This is a genomic window from Parabacteroides timonensis, assembly GCF_900128505.1.
In the GTDB taxonomy this organism is placed as follows: Bacteria; Bacteroidota; Bacteroidia; order Bacteroidales; family Tannerellaceae; genus Parabacteroides; species Parabacteroides timonensis.
The window spans coordinates 53,829-74,630 of record NZ_LT669941.1 but is presented as its reverse complement, the minus strand read 5'-3'; the positions used below and the strand labels follow the sequence as shown (position 1 = coordinate 74,630).

Below are 20,802 nucleotides of genomic sequence, written 5' to 3'. Positions count from 1 at the left end.
AAATATACGAAAAATTCAATTCTATAATAGAGTATCTTTGTATTTCCTTAAGAATAAAATTTAAGATTCTCGCAGATAATCACATTATATAGAATATATAGTATATTTGAGCAATCATTACAATATAAATCAAAAGCTATGTATGAACTTCAACAAGCAGGAGAACAAAGCTACTATATAAACTCACCGGCAAAGATCGGTATCTATCGGCAAAACGATACGGATATTTATCTGATCGATAGCGGAAACGATAAAGAAGCGGTCAAGAAAATCATTAAGATTGCTGCTGCACAAAACTGGAAAATAAAAGGGATTATCAATACCCATTCCAATGCAGATCATATTGGAGGAAATGCCTATTTACAAGCACAAATCGACTGTCCGGTTTTTGCAAACGGGATAGAAGCTGCTTTCACACAGTATCCCATATTGGAACCGTCATTCTTATATGGTGGATATCCCTGTAAAGAGTTACGGAGTAAATTCCTGTTAGCGAAAGAAAGCCGGACGTTGCCTTTCACTGATAAGGATTTCCCCCGTGAACTGGAGATCATTCCCCTACCCGGCCATTTTTTTGATATGGTAGGTTTTCGTACTCCTGATGATACCGTTTTCCTGGCAGATTGCATCAGTAGTGAATCAACTCTGAATAAATACCAGGTCTCTTTCATTTACGATGTTGCCCGTTACCTGGAAACACTGGATTTTGTTGAAAAGATGCAGGCTGCACGATTTATTCCTTCGCATGCAGAAATGACAACTGACATAAAAGAGCTGGTATCTGTCAACCGGAATAAGATTTACGAGATAGCCGACACCTTGCTCGAAATCTGCTCCACCCCTCAAAATAGCGAAAACATTCTTCAGATGCTTTTCGACAAATACGGATTATCGATGAACTTTGAACAATACGTACTGGTAGGCAGCACGATCCGCTCCTATCTTTCCTGGCTCAAAGATCTGGGCAAATTATCCGTCAGTTTTGAGTACAATATGCTTCAATGGAAAAGCATTCATTCACCCCACTAAATACAACCTCATGAAAATTATATCTGTAAAAGAAAATCCGGCTTACAAAGACATAGCGATCAACTATCTGCAAAGTAAATGGCCTTCTGTATATCCCGTCATGTATGAGGATAGTATTAATCATTGTATAGATTCTCCGAGTTCTTTTCCACAGTGGTATTTGTTGGAGAAAGATGATCAGATCATCGGCTGTGCTGGACTGATCACGAACGATTTTATCAGCCGGATGGACTTGTATCCATGGGTTTGCGCTGTGTATATAGACGAAACTCAACGAGGAAATTTTTACAGCAGCCTTTTATTGGAGAAAGCCAAAGAAGATACGGTTAAAGCTGGTTTCAACAAATTATACCTCAGCACCGAACATATAGGCTTCTATGAAAAGCTGGGATTCAAATATATAGGACAAGGATACCATCCCTGGGAAGACGAATCACGGATATATGAAATAGAAATAAAAACATAATTCCAACAAATAAAAGATACATTCATTAAATTTTTCGGTAGAACTTCATGCTTTGATTTTGAATAAATACATATATTTGCTTAAAATTAAATTTGAAGTTATGAGAATCATGTATTTTATCATCACTCTTGTTCTCTGTTTCTGCACAACCCTCAAGGCAGAAAACAGAGCCAATGATCTAATGAAACAGGCACAAAGTAGCCTGGAACAGAAAGACTACACTAAAGCCCGTTACCTTTTCCTTCAAGCCTACAAAGCCTTTTCCAATGAAGGGGATTACACACAAGCCATTGATTGTGGGACTAAAGCAACATATCTTTATTATCGTGAGAACTATTATCAGGAGGCATTCGACCTTTGCCGCCAAATGACTCAATATCTATTAACCGAGGAAGATAAAGCACAGAAAACATTCTATGACCAACGTTTCCAATTAACAAAAGAGCGATTACAAATGTACATAAAGCTGAAGAATGCCGCCCAGGCTCAACTTCAACTTAATACGTTGGATAATCTGGCCAGTCAGGCCGGAAGCAGTAAACTGTCCGATGACCTGTTATACACTCAGACCAATTATTATTATACTTTTGGACAGGATGAACAGGGAGACGCATCTTTCCGCAAACTGATTAACCAGTATAAAGATAAAAAGGAATACGACAAGGTAAGTGACTGCTATAGAAATCTGATCACAATTGCCCGCACAGCAAACAATGCTCCATTGATGGAACGTACCTACGAAAAATATATCGTCTGGACAGATTCTGTTAAAGCATTAAATGCACAGGATGAATTAGGAGCATTACAACTCAAATACGATGACAGTTTGCAAACTATCCAGGAAAAAGACGATAAACTATCCGGCAAGCAATATATGATAGTCGGTCTTTGTACATTGGTTGTAATCCTTATCGCTGCATTACTTTTCGTTGCATTCCTGCTACTGCGTTTCATCGTTCTCAACAAGAAACTGAAAGGTATTATCCAGACAACCAACGAACATAGCGAACAACAAGCATTGTTTATACAAAGTATATCGGAACAGATGAAGCCTACGCTCGATAAACTCGATATATCAGCCGGCGAATTACGAACAACAGCTCCGCAACACGCCGAATCTATCCAGGCACGAGTAGATGCACTAAAACAGTTCAGTATTAATATACAGGAACTGTCTTCATTGGAAAGCTCTTTGCTGGAACCCTACGAAACACAATCATTCAATGTGGGTACCTTCTGCAAGAAAACAATGGATAAAGTAAAGGATAAAATACACCCCGATGTAGAAGTCATCGTAGACGCACCGCAACTGGAAGTAAAAACAAATGCGGAACAATTAGAACGTATTTTATTACATTTATTAAACAATGCAGCTCAATATACCACTTCCGGTAAAATATGGCTGGAATTCAAAAGAAAAGGAGCCCATCTGTGCCATATTATCGTAACAGATAATGGAACCGGTATTCCTAACGAACAAAAAGAAAATATCTTCAAACCGTTCAGCGAAGTCAAGGATTTGGCCGAAGGTGACGGATTAGGTTTGCCTATCTGCTCCCTGATCGCTAATAAGTTGAACGGAAACCTGTCTATCGATATGGATTATAAGAAAGGATGCCGTTTTATTCTAGTATTACAGATATGAGACTATTCTAATTTAATTTCCTATTTTAATAGACATCATTATACAGAAGTCTTCCGGTATTCCCGGAAGACTTTTTTGTTTTCTGTTTCTCCTGTCAACACATGTTCAAATCCTAATTTTTCACAAACTCTGATAGAGCCTATATTCTGATCATACATACGGGCAATAAACTCTGTACACCTCAACTGGCTAAAGGCATAATCGATCAGATCCTGACAAACTTCTGTTCCATATCCGTTATTCCAATACATTCGATCGATAATATAACCAACTTCCATCTTCTTCAGATCTGAAAAGGAATAGAATAAACCTGCTTCACCAATAATCGTATTCTCACCTCTGAGTTTAATAGCAAAATGTATCATGCAATTATATCTATTTAGAAATGTTTTACATCGTTCGCATCTATCCAAATACGCTGCTCCTTTACTAGGATTCTTTATCCGTGTATAGTTAGGACAGCCACCACAAAAAACGCCGCAAGCCGGAATTTACTCGTTATAAACAATATCAATTATACAGATATAAGATAGATTTACTGACAAAGTAAAGCAAATTCTACACCCAAAATGATCAAAATGATTGTTTTTTGAATATTATTTTATCAAACACCCTCTTTCAAATTGCAATTAAGAATAGGAATATAAATTTCATATTAATACTAAAACTAACAGTTCTCATATCAATTAGAAACTTTAATCTCTGATAAAAGAAAAAATGTCATCAATTAACACACCACTATATATCATTATGAAAGAAACAACATATATTTGTCAAGCAAATTGACAACAAAATACATATTAAGCAAACATAAGGTCAACAAACAATGAAAGAACAGACCCATTTGAATAGAAAACAGGGATTATATGATCCCGCGAATGAACATGACGCGTGTGGAGTAGGAATGTTGGTAAACATTCACGGAGGAAAGTCGCACGACATTGTAGAGTCAGCCCTTAAAGTATTGGAAAATATGCGTCACCGTGGTGCAGAAGGCGCTGATAATAAAACAGGTGACGGTGCAGGTATCCTACTTCAGATCCCTCACGAATTCATTTTATTACAAGGAATACCTGTTCCCGAAAAAGGAAAATACGGAACAGGACTCATCTTTCTTCCGAAAGATGAGGAGCAACGTTCTATTATTCTCAGCATTATGATCGAAGAGATTGAAAAGGAAGAGCTCACCCTGATGCATCTGCGGAAAGTTCCGGTAAACAGCGATATATTAGGAAAAGATGCATTAGCTACCGAACCGGATATCAAACAAATCTTCGTGACCGGCTCTGAAAACCAACAGGAACTGGAACTGAAGTTGTACGTTATCCGTAAACGTATCGAGAATAAAGTAGCAGCTTCTGATTTAACAGCCAAGAATGACTTCTATGTGGCTTCGTTATCTACTAAAAATATTGTATACAAAGGTATGCTGGAATCGATGCAACTGCGTCACTATTTTCCCGACCTGACAAACAACTATTTTACGAGTGGATTGGCATTGATCCATTCCCGTTTCAGTACGAATACGTTTCCGACATGGAGCCTGGCCCAACCATTCCGGTTGTTGGCACATAACGGCGAGATCAACACCATCCGAGGAAATAGAGGATGGATGGAAGCACGGGAAAGCGTCCTTACTTCTCCGACTATCGGAGATATCGAAAGTATCCGACCGATTATTCAACCAGGAATGAGCGATAGTGCTTCACTGGATAATGTTCTTGAGTTTCTCGTGGCTTCGGGGTTAAGCCTGCCGCATGCAATGGCAATGCTTGTGCCGGAAAGTTCGAACGAAAAGAATCCGATATCGGATGACCTGAAAGCGTTTTACGAGTATCATTCTATCCTGATGGAACCTTGGGACGGTCCGGCAGCCTTGTTATTCAGCGACGGACGATTTGCCGGCGGTATGCTGGATCGTAACGGCTTACGTCCGGCACGTTATCTGATCACGAAGAATGGCATGATGCTGGTAGCTTCGGAAGTGGGTGTAATGGACTTTGAAGCCAACGAAATCAAAGAGAAAGGACGGCTCCAACCGGGTAAAATCCTGATGGTCGATACGGAGAAAGGAGAAATTTATTACGACGGCGAACTGAAAAAACAATTAGCTGAAGCAAAACCATATAAGTCATGGCTGGCCGGAAATCGCGTAGAGTTGGACGAGTTAAAGTCCGGTCGCAAGATACCTCACACAGTAGATAACTATGACAAGCTCCTCCGTGCTTTCGGTTACAGTCGTGAAGATGTGGAGAAAATCATTGTCCCGATGTGTACAGGAGGAGCCGAACCTGTCGGATCGATGGGTAACGACACTCCGTTAGCGATTTTATCCGACCGTCCACAGTTACTGTACAATTATTTCCGCCAACAGTTTGCACAGGTGACCAACCCGCCCATCGATCCGATTCGCGAAGAGTTGGTTATGAGTTTGGAGGAATATATCGGTGCGGTAGGAAACAACATCCTGGTACCCAGCGAAAACCACTGTAAGATGGTACGGTTGAACCATCCGATCCTGACCAATACGCAACTGGATCTGCTTTGCAATATCCGTTATAAAGGGTTTAACTCCGTGAAACTTCCGATGTTGTTCGAAGTCGCTAAAGGAAGTGAAGGTTTAAAGGCTGCACTCGATGAACTATGTAAGAAAGCGGAACAGTCCGTTATGGACGGTGTTAACTATATTATTCTCAGCGATAAGAATGTAGACGAGCAATATGCACCGATCCCTTCGTTGCTTGCCGTAAGCGCCGTACATCATCATCTGATTTCAGTGCAAAAACGTGTACAGACAGCATTGGTTGTCGAGACAGGAGAAATGCGCGAGGTTATGCATGCCGCATTATTACTGGGATATGGGGCTAGTGCCATTAATCCGTATATGGTTTTCGCCATACTGAAGGAACTGGAAAGCAAACATGAAGTACAATTAAACTATGAAACGGCACGCAAAAACTATGTGAAGTCCATCTGCAAAGGCCTGTTTAAAGTAATGAGCAAGATGGGTATCAGTACTATTCGCAGTTATCGCGGTGCCAAGCTGTTCGAGGCTGTCGGATTAGACGAAGAGCTGGCACGTACTTACTTCGGTAATACGACCAGCAACGTAGGAGGTATCCGCTTAGACGAGATTGCATGTGATATAATTGCACTGCACCATCAGGCTTTCGATCGTCCGGTCGATGAAATGTTGGAACACAAAGGACTTTACAGCTTCCGCAAAGATGGGGAGAAGCATGCCTGGAATCCGGAAATAATCTCGACGTTACAGCTGGCAACGCGTCTGGGCAGTTATAAGAAATTCAAAGAATATTCCCATAAAGTGGACGATAAAGAGTCACCGATCTTTCTCCGCGACTTTCTCACATTCAAAAAGAAAAAGCCGATCCCCATCGAACAAGTGGAACCAGCTGGTGAAATCATGAAACGCTTCGTAACCGGTGCTATGAGTTTCGGTTCGATCAGTAAGGAAGCGCACGAAACCATCGCAATGGCCATGAATAAGATACACGGTCGGAGCAATACCGGGGAAGGAGGTGAAGATGCTACCCGCTTCACTCCACGTGAAGACGGTCTTTCTCTTCGATCGGCCATCAAGCAAGTGGCTTCAGGTCGCTTTGGCGTGACTACTGAATATCTAGTGAATGCAGATGAAATACAGATCAAAGTTGCCCAGGGAGCTAAACCGGGTGAAGGTGGCCAGTTGCCGGGGTATAAAGTGAACGATGTCATCGCCAAAACCCGTCACTCCATACCGGGTATTTCGCTGATATCTCCACCACCCCATCACGATATTTATTCGATCGAGGATCTGGCACAACTGATATTCGACTTGAAGAATGTAAATCCGAAAGCAGAGATTAGTGTCAAACTAGTATCGGAAAACGGTGTCGGGACGATCGCTGCCGGTGTAGCCAAAGCGAAGGCCGACCGTATCATCATCTCAGGTGCCGAAGGAGGAACGGGCGCCTCGCCGGTCAGCTCGATCCGTTATGCCGGACTGCCACCTGAAATGGGCTTATCTGAGACACAGCAAACATTAGTGATAAACGGCCTCCGTGGACAGGTGCGCCTGCAAACCGACGGGCAACTGAAGACCGGACGCGACATCGTCCTGATGGCTCTGCTCGGAGCGGAGGAATTTGGTTTCGCCACTTCCGCTCTGATCGTCTTAGGCTGTGTGATGATGCGCAAATGCCATATAAATACATGTCCTGTAGGTGTTGCCACACAAGATGAAGAACTGCGGAAACGTTTTCTCGGCCGGCATGAATATCTGGTAAACTTCTTCACTTTCCTGGCTGAAGAAGTACGTGAATACCTAGCAGAAATGGGATACAGTAAACTCGACGATATTATCGGCCATACGGAACTGATCGTTCGCAAACCTTCGGACGGCGTAACCAAACATGACCTGCTCGATTTCTCCCGCCTGCTTCATCTTCCGGAACAGGCAACCCATACGGCCATCCATCATACGACGATGCAGAAACATTCTATCGATGGCGTAAAAGACCTGGATATTATACGGCATGCAAAAGGAGCTATCGAGTTCCAGCATGAGATATCGCTCGATTATGCGATTACCAACACGGATCGCTCCGTAGGTGCCATGTTATCTGGTGAAATAGCCAAGCGTTATGGAAATGCCGGATTACCGGATTATACATTAAATATCAAGTTTAAAGGATCAGCGGGACAAAGTTTCGGTGCATTTCTCTCGCACGGAATTCACTTTCGTCTAGAAGGAGAAGCAAATGATTACCTGGGAAAAGGGCTTAGCGGCGGACGTATCAGTGTAATGCCTCCGGTACGTTCCACTTTCGTAGCAGAAGACAATACAATAGCCGGAAATACTCTGTTGTACGGAGCTACCGATGGAGAAGTATATATTAACGGACGTGTCGGCGAACGTTTCTGCGTACGAAACAGTGGTGCCATCGCCGTAGTGGAAGGTGTTGGAGATCATTGCTGCGAATACATGACCGGAGGCCGCGTGGTCGTACTCGGACAAACAGGACGCAACTTCGCTGCCGGAATGAGCGGTGGTGTGGCCTACGTATGGAACAAGGCCGGCGATTTCGATTATTACTGTAATATGGAAATGGTTGAACTTTCATTGATAGAAGACAGCTCCACCCGTAAGGAACTGCATGAATTGATCCGAAAGCATTATCATTATACAGGCAGTCATCTGGCCGGAAAGATATTGGACAACTGGGATAAATATGTAAATGAATTCATACAGGTCGTTCCGATCGAATATAAAAAGGTATTACAAGAAGAACAAATGAAAAAGTTACAACTTAAGATCGCGGAAATGCAACAGGACTACTAAACCGCATTTCTGACATAATTTTTTGACATTAGAAATATAAAAATCATGGCAAATCCAAAAGCATTCCTTACCATACATAGACAAGAAGCAGGATACCGTCCTGTTGAAGATCGCATCGACGATTTCAGCGAAGTAGAACAAACCCTCAACAGTAGCGACCGTCGTCGTCAGGCATCCCGTTGCATGGATTGCGGCGTCCCTTTCTGCCATTGGAGCTGTCCTATCGGAAATAAACAACCCGAATGGCAGGATCTTCTTTACAGGGGAAAATGGAAAGAAGCTTACCACGTACTGGAACAGACCTGCGACTTCCCGGAATTCACCGGCCGCATCTGCCCTGCCCTGTGCGAGAAAAGTTGTGTACTGAAACTGAGTTGCGACGAACCTGTCACCATCCGTGAGAATGAAGTGGCCATTGTCGAAGCTGCCTTCCGCGAAGGATACATACAACCCGTACAGCCCGTACGCAATGGCAAACGCATAGCCGTTATCGGTAGTGGACCGGCCGGATTGACTGTCGCCAACCAGTTAAATCGTAAAGGATACGAAGTCACCATCTTTGAAAAAGACGAATTACCGGGAGGACTTCTCCGTTTCGGTATTCCGAATTTCAAACTGGGGAAAAATATTATCGACCGACGTATCAAGCTGATGGAAAAGGAAGGTATCCTGTTTCGTGTCAATACAATGGTTGGAAAAGAAATTAATATGAAAGATATAATCAGCCGGTTCGATGCCGTCTGCATTGCTATCGGTGCTGAAATTCCACGCGACCTGCCGATCGAAGGCCGTAACTTGAAAGGCGTTCACTTTGCTCTTGAACTTCTGGGACAACAAAACCGGTTGCTTGAAGGCATCGCTATCCCTCCCAAAAACATCATCAATTGCAAAGGTAAGAAAGTACTGGTAATCGGTGGAGGCGATACGGGTAGCGACTGCGTAGGAACGGCTAACCGTCACAAAGCTGCCAGTGTAACTCAGATAGAGATCATGCCGAAACCACCCATCGGTCATAATCCTGAAACTCCCTGGCCTATGTATCCGCAGGTATTGAAAACCAGTAGTAGTCATGAGGAAGGCTGTATACGTCGCTGGTGTCTTACCTCCTGTCGCTTTATCGGGGACAAAAACATACTGAAAGGCGTTGAAGTGGAAGAAGTTGAATGGATACCATCTGGCAATGGAGGCCGTCCAGAAATGAAACTGACTGGAAAAAAGGAGACGATAGAAGTAGACTTGGTATTTCTGGCAATGGGCTTCGTCCATCCCGAACAGGAAGGCCTTGTAAAAGAGCTCTCGTTGGCAACAGATAGCCGGAAAAATATTGCCGTCGACAATAAAAACCAGATAGCCGGCAGTAAAATTTTTGCCTGCGGTGATGCCGTCAGCGGAGCAAGCCTGGTAGTACGTGCTATGGCTTCGGGGAGAAAGACAGCAGAGGCAATAGATAACTATTTGAGTGAAACTAGTTTAGAAAAACACTAACAATAAATAATAATAATTTATGTGTGGCATTACAGCAATATTCAACATTCGTGAAGGTGCATCCGCCCTTCGTGCCCAAGCTTTGGAAATGAGTAAACGAATCCGTCATCGCGGACCGGATTGGAGTGGTATCTACCAAGGACCTACTGCCATTCTTGCCCACGAACGCCTTTCTATCGTCGATCCTGCCTCCGGCGGACAACCATTGAAAAGCAAAGACGGCAAACTGATTTTGACTGTGAACGGTGAAATCTACAACCACCGCGAAATCCGTCAGGAACTAAAAGATGAATACGAATTCATGACCGGTTCCGATTGTGAAGTCATCCTCGCCCTCTACCGTAAGTATGGTACCGGTTGCGTCGAACGGCTAAGTGGCATCTTTGCCTTCGCCCTCTACGACGAAGAAAACGACACTTACCTGATCGCCCGCGACCCTATCGGCGTTATCCCTCTGTATATGGGTTACGACGATAACGGACACTTACTCGTTTCTTCTGAACTAAAAGGTCTGGAAGGATTTGCTACCATCTACAATCAATTCAAGCCGGGTCATTACTTTTACAGTAAAGATACCGACCTGACGAAATGGTACCTGCGCGATTGGGTGAATTATGAGAACGTAAAAGACAATCAGGCCAGCACAACAGCGTTACATGATGCTCTCGAAGCCGCCGTCCAGCGTCAACTGATGAGTGACGTTCCCTACGGTGTCCTGCTTTCCGGTGGCCTAGACTCATCCATTATTTCTGCCATCGCAAAGAAATATGCCGCCAAGCGTATCGAGACTGGCAGTAAAGCGGATGCCTGGTGGCCTCAGCTCCACTCCTTCGCCATCGGATTAAAGGGCGCTCCCGACCTGATCGCCGCCCAAAAGGTAGCTGATGCGATCGGCACCATTCATCATGAAATCAATTACACCGTGCAGGAAGGCCTTGATGCCATCCGCGACGTGATTTACTATATCGAAACCTATGATGTGACGACCGTACGTGCATCCACCCCGATGTACCTGATCTCCCGTGTAATCAAAAGCATGGGGATAAAAATGGTGTTAAGCGGTGAAGGTGCCGATGAAATCTTCGGTGGTTATCTCTACTTCCACAAAGCACCCGACGCCAGGACATTCCATGAAGAGACATTGCGTAAGATAAGTAAACTCTATTTGTATGATTGCTTACGTGCCAATAAAAGTCTTTGTGCCTGGGGAGTGGAGGGACGCGTCCCCTTCCTCGACAAAGAATTCCTGGACGTTGCCATGCGTCTGAACCCTGCGGCTAAAATGTGTCCGGGCAAGACCATCGAAAAGAAAATTCTCCGTGAAACCTTTGCTGATATGCTTCCGGAAGAAATTGTCTGGCGTCAGAAGGAGCAGTTCTCCGATGGAGTGGGTTATAGCTGGATCGATACGTTGAAGAAGCTTACTTCCGAACTGATCTCCGACCAACAAATGGCAAACGCCGCCAACCGTTTCCCGATCAATCCTCCGCAAAATAAAGAAGAATACTACTATCGCACGATTTTTGAAGAACATTTTCCCAGTGAAAGTGCCGCGAGAAGTGTTCCCTCCGTCCCGAGTGTAGCCTGTTCCACTCCTGAGGCACTGGCATGGGATACCACCTTCAAAAATATGAATGAACCGAGTGGCCGTTCTATTAAAGGGGTACATGAAGCGGCCTATTGATATAAGGATGGAATTTCTATTCCTTCCGAAAGAAAACAAAAAGACATCCGGAAAGAAATAAAATTCTTTCGGATGTCTTTTTACTTTATGTCAACAGATAAACGCTTATCCGATACATTCTGATACGTTAAAAAATATTACCCGGTAGGGTAATTCTAAATATATGGCATACTAATCCGATTTACCCGGCAACGTAGTTACATTTTGACAATTACAGAAAATCTTCTCTCAAGGGATTGAAAGTGTCGATCAAAATACCGGCTTCCAGGCATTCACAGCCATGCATAACATCCGGTTTCATATAAACCCCGTCCCCTGCTCTCACAATTTGTGTTTCTCCATCCGTCATAAATTTGAAAACGCCACTTACCACGTAAGTAACCTGCGAATGGGGATGCACGTGTGGAGCACCTATCGCCCCGGTTTCAAATTTAACCTTCACCATCATTATGTTATCATTGTATCCCATGATCTGACGTTGCACACCTCCACCGAGATCCTGCCATTCTATTCCATTTTCGAACTGAAAATTAACACTTTCCTGTTTCATAAACTTTTCTTTTTAATTCTTTATTCAAATGGTAAAGATAACTGATACTGTTGTTTTTTCAAATAATCATAGGGTATTCTCCACTTTCATACGTCAATTATTCAATGTTTAGATACTTTGCTAATATTATGACCGAGAATATGAAGGATTCGAACTATTAAATAGACTTTTTTTACTTGAGTTCTTTAAGAACTACGTACTATTTAAAAATCATAGTTTTCCCGCTATAAACAAAAATGAAGGAAAAGGAATTTAGTACTATCGACAGTTTATTTTGGAAAATTGCGATCAAAGATGATGAAATAGCATTTCGTACTCTTTTTTTCCAGTTTTTCTCTCCTTTATGTGTCTTCGCTCATAGATATGTGGACCGTTGGGAGACATGTGAAGACATCGTACAGGAAACCTTTTTCAAAATATGGAAAAACAGAAAAAATATCGAGATCAGTACTTCCAGTCGTAACTTTCTTATCACCAGTGTCAAAAATTCCTGTATAGATTTTCTACGCAAACAGGAAACAGAACAAAACTGGCAACAAAAAGAGATCGAAAATAATGCTTTACAATATACTACCGGAGATATTTATTCGACTATCGAACTGGAACAGATGTTATCGGCCGCATTAGCTAAACTTCCGGATAATATCAGAACCGTTTTTGAAAAAAACAGATTCGATGGCATGACTTATACAGAAATCGCCGCTGAATATAATATTTCAGTCAAGACGGTTGAAGCTTATATGACAAAAGCACTAAAACATCTCCGAATCGAATTAAAAGACTATCTTCCCCTTGTACTTCTTCTACTTTGGTAATACAAAAACACTATTTAACATAGGGTATCTTTCATAGTATACGTCTAATTTATAAAAAGCAAAAGTGGACATTCATACAGAACATATAATAGCATATCTTGAAGGTAAGCTTTCCATAGAAGAAAGAATAGCTTTCGACCAACAAATGCAATCTTCTCTCGACTTCAAAAAAGAAGTAGATGACATTCGTTTCATCTGGGAAACCACGGCCGAACTCAAATTACATAAACAGATAAACACTCAACAGAACTGGAAAAAAATCTCAAAACAAATTGCAACAGATAAATATAAAAAGAAAGTCTTGAGTTTTATCCGGACAGCAGCAGCTGTATTATTGATTCCGGTTCTAATCGCAACTTATACCTTGTATGATACACTGAAAGAATGGAACAATATTCCAGTCGAACAAGTAGAGTTAAGCTCTGCTTATGGCTTAATATCTAAAGTTACGCTTCCCGATGGTTCTGAAGTATGGTTAAACTCCGGCTCTTCCATCTCTTATCCTAAACGCTTTACCAATAATAAAAGAAATGTACAACTGACCGGAGAGGCTTATTTTAAAGTAACATCTGATAAATCAAACCGTTTCGATGTAGTAACATCCAATGGTTTACAAGTTAGCGCCTATGGGACTGAATTCAACGTGAAAGCCTATGAAGATGAGAATAAAATAGAAGCTACCTTGGCAAAAGGCCATGTGGAAGTATCTGAAATTGGACAACCAATCTCCAGAACATTACATCCGGGAGAACAGGTGATATATTATAAGAATACCAGCAGAATGGAAGTTGATAAAGTCAATCTGGCAGTAGAAACTTCATGGAAAGATGGTAAAATGATATTCAGACGTGCCAACATGAATGAAATCGTACAACGGCTCGCCCGGCATTTTAATGTAGATATCAAATTGGAAGGAGAAGAGCTATATGACTATAAATACTCTGCCACATTCACAACAGAAACACTCAATGATGTTTTACTCCTGTTAGAAAAAACGGCACCTATAAAATGTACCGTAATAGAGCCGAAGCAAACCGCTGATTTTACGTATTCACGACGCACAGTTATAATAAAAACAATAAAGTAAAAATCACATAACAAGAAAAAAACAAAAAAAGCCAATTTTCCCATAGGGTGTCTGCCCGCACGCTACGTCTAATATAAAAATAAAAACAAATGTCATAAACGTTAACTTAAAAGAAGTATTATATGAAAAGAGTCACCTAAAAGAAAAGCAGAAAAATGCTGGTCACATTTTCCTGCTTCAATCAAAAGAATTACCAATCCGAAAATCTCACCTGACGAATGGTAATCCCCAACCAAGTTATTTTTCAAACCTAATTAAATTTGATAATGTGAATTTATGAAGAATTTATCAAACCCAGAAGGTTTTAAGTCAAATTTTGACTTATTACCAAAAATTCCAATGCGTATGAAACTTGCAACATTATGTTTGACTTGCTTTTTAAGCACGGCAAGTGCAAGCTCATTGTACTCCCAGTCTGCTAGAATTTCTTTGGACATGAGGAATGCTTCTGTAGAGCAAGTCTTACAGGAAATCGAAGAAAGTTCCGACTTTTATTTTATGTACAATAGTCAACTTATTAATGTTGACCGTAAAGTAAACATTAAAGTAAAGGAGAAATCGATCGAAACTATTTTGAATGAAATTTGTAAAGCCGCAAACATTGAATATAGCGTCAATGACAAACAAATCATTCTACGTCCGAAAAATATGGTAGCAGAAGCTACTCAGCAGAAATCAAAAACGATCAAAGGGGTTGTCAACGATCAGTTAGGACCTATCACCGGTGCCAACGTTTCTGTCAACGGTACTACTATTGGCACAATCACCGATATGGACGGTCGTTTTAGTCTGGAGGTTCCGGAAAATGCGACCTTGCAAATCTCATTTATCGGCTATCTGCCTCAAACCATAAAAGTAGAAGGACAAACCGATTTCACAATCAACCTACGGGAAGATACGCAGAAGCTGGACGAAGTCGTCGTTATCGGTTACGGTACGCAGAAGAAAATGAACCTGACCGGATCTGTTGCCACTATCTCCGCTGATAATATTGCCACTATCCCGGTGTCTAATATCTCAAATGCAATGGCAGGACGTATGCCGGGTATCTTCTCCTACAACAAATCCGGTATGCCGGGTGTATCCTCCCCCATCACCATTCGTGGTGTCAATACTCCGAATAATACGAATCCGACTTATGTGATCGACGGTGTCGTTCGTGAAAAAGCCGACTTCGATGCTTTAGATCCGAATACGATCGAAAACATCTCCGTATTGAAAGATGCTGCATCGGCCGCCGTTTACGGTTCGCGTGCATCCAACGGTGTAATCGTTGTTTCGACCAAACGCGGTAAGAACCAGAAACCACAATTCAGTTACTCAGGATTGTTCGGTACAGATCGCCCTACCCGTACACCGGAAGTGATGAATGCCTATGACAGAACAGTGTACTTAAATAATCAATTTATGTACAATGGTATTCCTGAAACAGACTCTCGTTACTATACAGCCGACGAACAGGAATATTTCAAGACACATAGTACAGACTGGTTCGACCTTGCCTGGAAAAATCCGTTCACCACACAACATAACCTCAGCGTAAATGGTGGTAGCGACCGTATTAATTACTATATGTCTGCAGGTTACTACCAACAAAGCGGTACATTCGACAATCTGGATTTCAAACGTTATAGCTTCCGTTCCAACGTGGATGCCAAAATTGCCGACAACTTTACAATCGGACTGGATGTGGACGGTAATATGAGCGACCAGCGCACACCGTATTGGCCTCATGACTCAGATAAGGAATTGATGAACGACATGTATCGTGCCTTATTGAATTTCCCGTCGACAGAACCGGCTTATATCAATGGCCAGCCAAACGCGACTATTTATAACTGGAACATCCTGGAAGCAATCAAGAATGGTCATGTATCAAAGAAACATAGTACATTGAATACAAAACTGAGTGCTAAATGGGATATTCCCTGGGTAGAAGGTCTGACGGCCAATGCAATGTTCAACTACCGCCGGTATTATGAAAATGAAAAACAGGCAGGAAAGAAATATACATTATATATTCATGAAACAACAGGCGAACATAATCATATCATCCGCGATGACGCTCCGGTGGTCGGTACCCGTACAAGAACAGAAAATGGTAACTTCGTCCGGAAAGATTTCAACGAAACCAGTGCTTATACACTGAACTTGCAATTGAACTATAACCGTACATTCGGCAAACATGATATCGGTGCCATGTTCCTGTATGAACAATATGAAGAATGGGGTGATAAATTCTGGGCACAACGCAAAGAGTTACTTTCCCCTTCCCTGGAACAATTGTTTGCCGGTAGCGCAGATAGCCAATGGAAAGACGCCGATGGTAATGAATCGGAAATCGGACGTATCGGTTATGTAGGCCGTATCAATTATGGATTCGACAACCGCTATTTACTGGAAGCAAACTTCCGTTATGATTCATCAGTAAAATGGATTCCGGGCAAACGTTGGGGATTCTTCCCGTCAGTATCTGCCGGTTGGCGTATTACGGAAGAGAGCTTCTTCAAAGCCAATGAGAAACTGAACTTTATCAATAACCTGAAACTCCGTGCATCTTATGGTACATTAGGTAACGATGGTGGCGACGATGTTGCTTACTATCAATATCTCAGTAAATTCACAACACAAACAGACAAAATCCCGACCAATGTCGTATTCGGTACCGGTGCAACAGGTATCCTTCCGGGTGTTTACCCCAGCTTGGGTATTACTTGGGAAACAACAACTACTGCCGACGTCGGTTTCGACTTAGGTCTGTGGAATGGTTTATTAAGTTTTGAATTTGACTATTTCCATAAAAAGACTTCAGATATCCTGATGGATCGTGTCCGTACCATCCCGGGAACATTCGGAGCTACGCTTCCCAAAGAAAACTATGCGGAAATGGTAAACCAGGGTTGTGAGTTCTTAGTGCGCCATGATAACAAAATAGGAAACTTCACTTATTATGTGTCAGGAAACTTCTCTTTCGCACGCAACCATTATACAAAGATCGATGAGTCGGCAAATGCTTACGAATGGGAATTAAAAACCGGCCGGCCTATCAAATATATCACTGGTTATCTTGCAGACGGTATTGCCCGCACAGATGCGGACCTGGTTGGCCTGCCGCAATATAACGGTGGATTCGACTGGTCGAAAGGCGATATTATCCTGAAAGACATCAACGGAGCAGGTGGCGTCGGTGGTCCTGACGGTATTGTTGACGGAAACGATAAAACCGTTCTTTCCCTGTATAGCAAGGATCCTGAAATCATTTACGGTATGAGTCTGGGAGGCGAATGGAAAGGCATTGACTTCACCGCCTTTTTCCAGGGAGTTGGCCATCGTGCAATCATGTTCCCGAACCGTGGCGACACATGGACAGAACAGACGGTATTGAATATATGGACAGATGCTTATTCTCCCGATAACATCAATGGTAAATATCCCCGTGTCGGTGGTACAGGTTCAATAGGAGCCAATAGCCAGGAATCATCATTCTGGTTGATGAACGGAAACTATTTCCGTTGCAAGAACATCGAGATCGGTTATACGTTGCCTAAACAATGGATGGGTGCAATCGGTGTAGATCGTTGCCGCGTCTATGTATCAGGTACCAACTTGTTTGTATTTGATCACATCGGTATCTATGATCCTGAAAACAGTGGTGACCGTGGTGCTTACCAATACCCGCTCACTAAGAGCTTCAACTTTGGAATTAATGTAAGTTTCTAACAATTTGAGTAATTCGATATGAAAAAGATATTTATTACATGCGCAACTATTCTGGCATTACTTTCTTCCTGTTCCAGCATATTGGATAAGGAAGATCTGAGCTCCATCTCAGAAGAACAGGTTTGGGAAGACGAAACCCTGACTACCGCTTTTTTGAACGCATTATATATTTCCATCCCCAGCTGGGATCCGGCCCTTGCTGATGCCAGCGATGAAGCAACAGGAGGCGGAGGCTGGACAAACGGAACAACTACTCCCGATGATATGAGCAAAGCCGGGGATGATAAACCCAGCTGGGATTCTGCACCAACTTGGTACTGGCCCTACAAAGATATCCGTAATTGCAACACTTTTATACAGAATGCACAAAATACGGACCTTTGTACAATCGACCGGGAGTTGGCGGATCGTCTGACCGCTGAGGCTCGCTTCGTCCGTGCGTATATTTATTTTGAGATGGTGAAACGTTACGGAGGTGTTCCTCTGATCACCGTTCCGCAAGCATTGACAGACGACCTGTACGTAAAACGTGCTTCCACCAAAGATTGTTTTGATTTCATTATCAGCGAACTGAAAGCCTGCGCTGAAAGTCTGCCTGATTCCTACTCTGGTGATAATTTGGGACGTGCAACAAAAGGAGCGGCAAAAGGGCTTCTCGGTCGTGTTCTCTTATTCCGTGCCAGCCCGCAATTCAACCCGAATAAGAATAGCGAACATTGGCAGACGGCTTATGATTACAACAAAGAAACGCTTAATTATCTGATTGGTCAGGGACACGCACTTTATAGTGATTATGGAAAACTATTCCTGGAAGAAATGAACCAGGAAGTGATCTTCTCTATCCGCTACGAAAACCCGACACGCACGCATACCAGAGATGCAAAGGTTCGTCCGATCACATTCTCTATGAACAATTCCGGAGGTGATCATCCTACTCAGGAAGTGATCGACCGTTTCCCTACCGTAGATGGAAAAACGTATACCTATGCCGACTGGGAAAAAGAAGGAAGCAATGACATCTTTACCTTATGGAAGAATCGCGACAAACGTTTCTATGCAACAGTAGTATATCAGGGTGTTACTTATTTCAATACCGTTATGGAACTGAATGAGAATGCACAAAACGATTATGCTTACGGTAAAAACGTTGGTTCCAAAACGGGTTATTACTCAAAGAAAGGTATCGATGAAAGCATTTCCATTTCCGATTGTCAGAAATCCGGTACCGACTACATCGATATCCGCCTGGCTGAAGTCATGCTGAACTATGCAGAGGCCGCCGTTGAAGTTGGTAAGCTAAGTGAAGCATTCGATGTTCTGAAACAAATCCGCGAACGTGCAGGTATCAATGAGACAAGTTCCGATCCTGAACTGAAAGGCATGCTTTACGGATTAAACCCGAATATGAATCAGGATGAAATGCGTGAAGCAGTACGTGAAGAACGTTTCATCGAGTTGTTGTTCGAACAGAAGCGTATGTGGGATCTGCGTCGCTGGATGATCTACGACAAGCTTATGGTAGGCCAAGATAAACGTCATGCACTGGTGATGAATAAACAAGCCGACGGTAGTTATACGACTTATTTGTTCGATCGCGATAATACCCCGATGATTGCCAACACAAATATGTATTTCCTACCGATGAAACGTAGCGAAATGAGCAATAACCCCAACCTGGAACAAACAAAAGGATGGGAAAACGGTACATTCGACCCACAAGCCGGCTTATAAAAACAGCCTTTTCAACTAACTAAATAAAACGGGAGCTAAGAGTAATCTTTTAGTTCCCGTTCTTTTTACAAATAGACGTCATTTTGAACGATTCAGTTACTTTTCGTTCAGGATGGCGTCTCTTTTATCTCCTTTCATTGACAAATAGTCATACTTACTAGGAATAACAAGTCTCCTTTTAACGATATTTCAACAAGTTTTCACTTACGCCAACTTACAATATACTTCTATTTGTTGTTATATAGTTATAATTTATAACAAACAAAGGGGATTATTGAAACAATCTATCGCCATACATCGTTTTACAGAACATTTAGATGCATTTATTGTATATAAAATACCAAAACGTCGTATATTTGCATTATAACAAAACAAAATGAAATATTCAAAGGAGTTAAACAATCGAAATGACAAATCCAATTAGATTCACAAAGATGCACGGGGCCGGTAACGACTACATATACGTAAACTCGATGGCTTATCCGCTGGAAAATCCAGAAGAGCTAGCCATTAAGTTAAGTGCACTGCATACAGGTATCGGATCAGATGGATTGGTTTTAATCGGTTCATCGGAAAAAGCCGATTTCAGCATGCGGATATTCAATGCCGACGGTTCCGAAGCCATGATGTGCGGAAATGCTTCCCGTTGTATTGGTAAATATGTTTACGAAGCAGGACTGACCAACAAAGAGATAGTCACACTGGAAACATTATCAGGTATCAAGATTCTGCAACTAACGGTTTCCAACGGGACCGTAACCGAAGTAACGGTCGATATGGGAACCCCGGAAATAATTGAACCATCCATTGAACTGGAAGCCGACGGACAAACCTATACCGGCACTATCCTGTCGATAGGAAACCCTCACCTGGTTATTTTTGTTACTAATATAAACGATATCGACTTGCCGGCTATCGGACCTAAGCTGGAATGTCATCCCCTCTTCCCTGACCGGACAAATGTTGAGTTTGTACAGGTTTTAAAAGATGATGAAGTCCGGATGAGGGTATGGGAACGGGGATCAGGGATTACCCAGGCTTGCGGAACAGGTGCTTGTGCAACCGCCGTCGCAGGGGTCGTGTGCGGTAAGACCCAACGTAAAACAAAAGTGATTATGGACGGTGGACCGCTCACCATCCACTGGGATAAAGACAATGGAAAAGTCTATATGACCGGAGGAGCAGTCACCGTATTTGAAGGGACAATAGAAGTATAACAAAAAGACAGGCGCCCCCTGTCTCCACAAGA

Annotated in this window: 13 protein-coding genes; 11 read left to right on the top strand and 2 right to left on the bottom strand. The window is 42.5% G+C overall.

The features are described from left to right. Positions 1-138 precede the first annotated feature (138 nt). The 3 genes from BQ7394_RS07980 to BQ7394_RS07970 all read left to right on the top strand — a co-directional run bounded on the left by BQ7394_RS07980 (position 139) and on the right by BQ7394_RS07970 (position 3,140). Positions 139-1,029, top strand: a complete 891-nt coding sequence (locus tag BQ7394_RS07980; protein WP_075556967.1) for an MBL fold metallo-hydrolase — start codon at positions 139-141, stop codon at positions 1,027-1,029. Between the two features lie 10 nt (positions 1,030-1,039). Further along, positions 1,040-1,495, top strand: coding sequence for a GNAT family N-acetyltransferase (locus BQ7394_RS07975; protein WP_075556966.1), 456 nt, complete (start codon positions 1,040-1,042; stop codon positions 1,493-1,495). 100 nt (positions 1,496-1,595) lie between these two features. Continuing rightward, a complete protein-coding gene (locus BQ7394_RS07970; RefSeq protein WP_075556965.1) occupies positions 1,596-3,140 on the top strand; it encodes a sensor histidine kinase in 1,545 nt (514 codons plus the stop codon). A 38-nt stretch (positions 3,141-3,178) separates the two neighbouring features. Here the strand turns inward: BQ7394_RS07970 and BQ7394_RS07965 are convergent, their stop codons facing one another. Beyond that, on the bottom strand, positions 3,179-3,583 hold the full coding sequence (locus BQ7394_RS07965; protein ID WP_394333710.1) for a GNAT family N-acetyltransferase: 405 nt from the start codon (positions 3,581-3,583) through the stop codon (positions 3,179-3,181). Between the two features lie 383 nt (positions 3,584-3,966). On the opposite strand from BQ7394_RS07965, the gene gltB reads away from it, so the two are divergent. From gltB to asnB, 3 genes are read left to right on the top strand one after another with little or no spacing between them, the layout of a single operon-like run. Further along, on the top strand, positions 3,967-8,481 hold the full coding sequence (gene gltB / locus BQ7394_RS07960; RefSeq protein WP_075556964.1) for a glutamate synthase large subunit: 4,515 nt from the start codon (positions 3,967-3,969) through the stop codon (positions 8,479-8,481). Between the two features lie 45 nt (positions 8,482-8,526). Continuing rightward, positions 8,527-9,966 (top strand): glutamate synthase subunit beta, encoded by a 1,440-nt coding sequence (locus BQ7394_RS07955; RefSeq protein WP_075556963.1) that lies wholly within the window; start codon positions 8,527-8,529, stop codon positions 9,964-9,966. Between the two features lie 19 nt (positions 9,967-9,985). Beyond that, the gene (gene asnB / locus BQ7394_RS07950) at positions 9,986-11,650 is read left to right on the top strand and encodes an asparagine synthase B (protein ID WP_075556962.1); all 1,665 of its coding nucleotides are present in this window, start codon (positions 9,986-9,988) and stop codon (positions 11,648-11,650) included. 211 nt (positions 11,651-11,861) lie between these two features. Here asnB and BQ7394_RS07945 read toward each other — a convergent pair whose 3' ends face one another. Next, positions 11,862-12,200: a cupin domain-containing protein gene (locus BQ7394_RS07945; protein WP_075556961.1), complete on the bottom strand. Its 339-nt coding sequence runs from the start codon at positions 12,198-12,200 to the stop codon at positions 11,862-11,864. Positions 12,201-12,436: 236 nt separating this feature from the next. Between BQ7394_RS07945 and BQ7394_RS07940 the strand changes: the two genes are divergently transcribed. From BQ7394_RS07940 to dapF, 5 genes are all read left to right on the top strand, one after another. Further along, the gene (locus BQ7394_RS07940; RefSeq protein ID WP_075556960.1) at positions 12,437-13,015 is read left to right on the top strand and encodes an RNA polymerase sigma-70 factor; all 579 of its coding nucleotides are present in this window, start codon (positions 12,437-12,439) and stop codon (positions 13,013-13,015) included. A 64-nt stretch (positions 13,016-13,079) separates the two neighbouring features. Continuing rightward, positions 13,080-14,102: a FecR family protein gene (locus BQ7394_RS07935; RefSeq protein WP_075556959.1), complete on the top strand. Its 1,023-nt coding sequence runs from the start codon at positions 13,080-13,082 to the stop codon at positions 14,100-14,102. Positions 14,103-14,537: 435 nt separating this feature from the next. Beyond that, positions 14,538-17,822: a TonB-dependent receptor gene (locus BQ7394_RS07930; protein ID WP_235848706.1), complete on the top strand. Its 3,285-nt coding sequence runs from the start codon at positions 14,538-14,540 to the stop codon at positions 17,820-17,822. Between the two features lie 18 nt (positions 17,823-17,840). After that, on the top strand, positions 17,841-19,553 hold the full coding sequence (locus BQ7394_RS07925) for a RagB/SusD family nutrient uptake outer membrane protein (protein ID WP_075556957.1): 1,713 nt from the start codon (positions 17,841-17,843) through the stop codon (positions 19,551-19,553). Positions 19,554-19,960: 407 nt separating this feature from the next. Then, positions 19,961-20,770, top strand: coding sequence for a diaminopimelate epimerase (gene dapF, locus BQ7394_RS07920; RefSeq protein ID WP_075556956.1), 810 nt, complete (start codon positions 19,961-19,963; stop codon positions 20,768-20,770). Positions 20,771-20,802: the final 32 nt, after the last annotated feature.

Bases quoted from the DNA above. Each gene is read 5' to 3' on its own strand.
- BQ7394_RS07980 (WP_075556967.1), top strand. From the start codon at position 139: ATGTATGAACTTCAACAAGCAGGAGAACAAAGCTACTATATAAACTCA.
- BQ7394_RS07975 (WP_075556966.1), top strand. From the start codon at position 1,040: ATGAAAATTATATCTGTAAAAGAAAATCCGGCTTACAAAGACATAGCG.
- BQ7394_RS07970 (WP_075556965.1), top strand. From the start codon at position 1,596: ATGAGAATCATGTATTTTATCATCACTCTTGTTCTCTGTTTCTGCACA.
- gltB (WP_075556964.1), top strand. From the start codon at position 3,967: ATGAAAGAACAGACCCATTTGAATAGAAAACAGGGATTATATGATCCC.
- BQ7394_RS07955 (WP_075556963.1), top strand. From the start codon at position 8,527: ATGGCAAATCCAAAAGCATTCCTTACCATACATAGACAAGAAGCAGGA.
- asnB (WP_075556962.1), top strand. From the start codon at position 9,986: ATGTGTGGCATTACAGCAATATTCAACATTCGTGAAGGTGCATCCGCC.
- BQ7394_RS07945 (WP_075556961.1), bottom strand. From the start codon at position 12,200: ATGAAACAGGAAAGTGTTAATTTTCAGTTCGAAAATGGAATAGAATGG.
- BQ7394_RS07940 (WP_075556960.1), top strand. From the start codon at position 12,437: ATGAAGGAAAAGGAATTTAGTACTATCGACAGTTTATTTTGGAAAATT.
- BQ7394_RS07930 (WP_235848706.1), top strand. From the start codon at position 14,538: ATGAGGAATGCTTCTGTAGAGCAAGTCTTACAGGAAATCGAAGAAAGT.
- BQ7394_RS07925 (WP_075556957.1), top strand. From the start codon at position 17,841: ATGAAAAAGATATTTATTACATGCGCAACTATTCTGGCATTACTTTCT.
- dapF (WP_075556956.1), top strand. From the start codon at position 19,961: ATGACAAATCCAATTAGATTCACAAAGATGCACGGGGCCGGTAACGAC.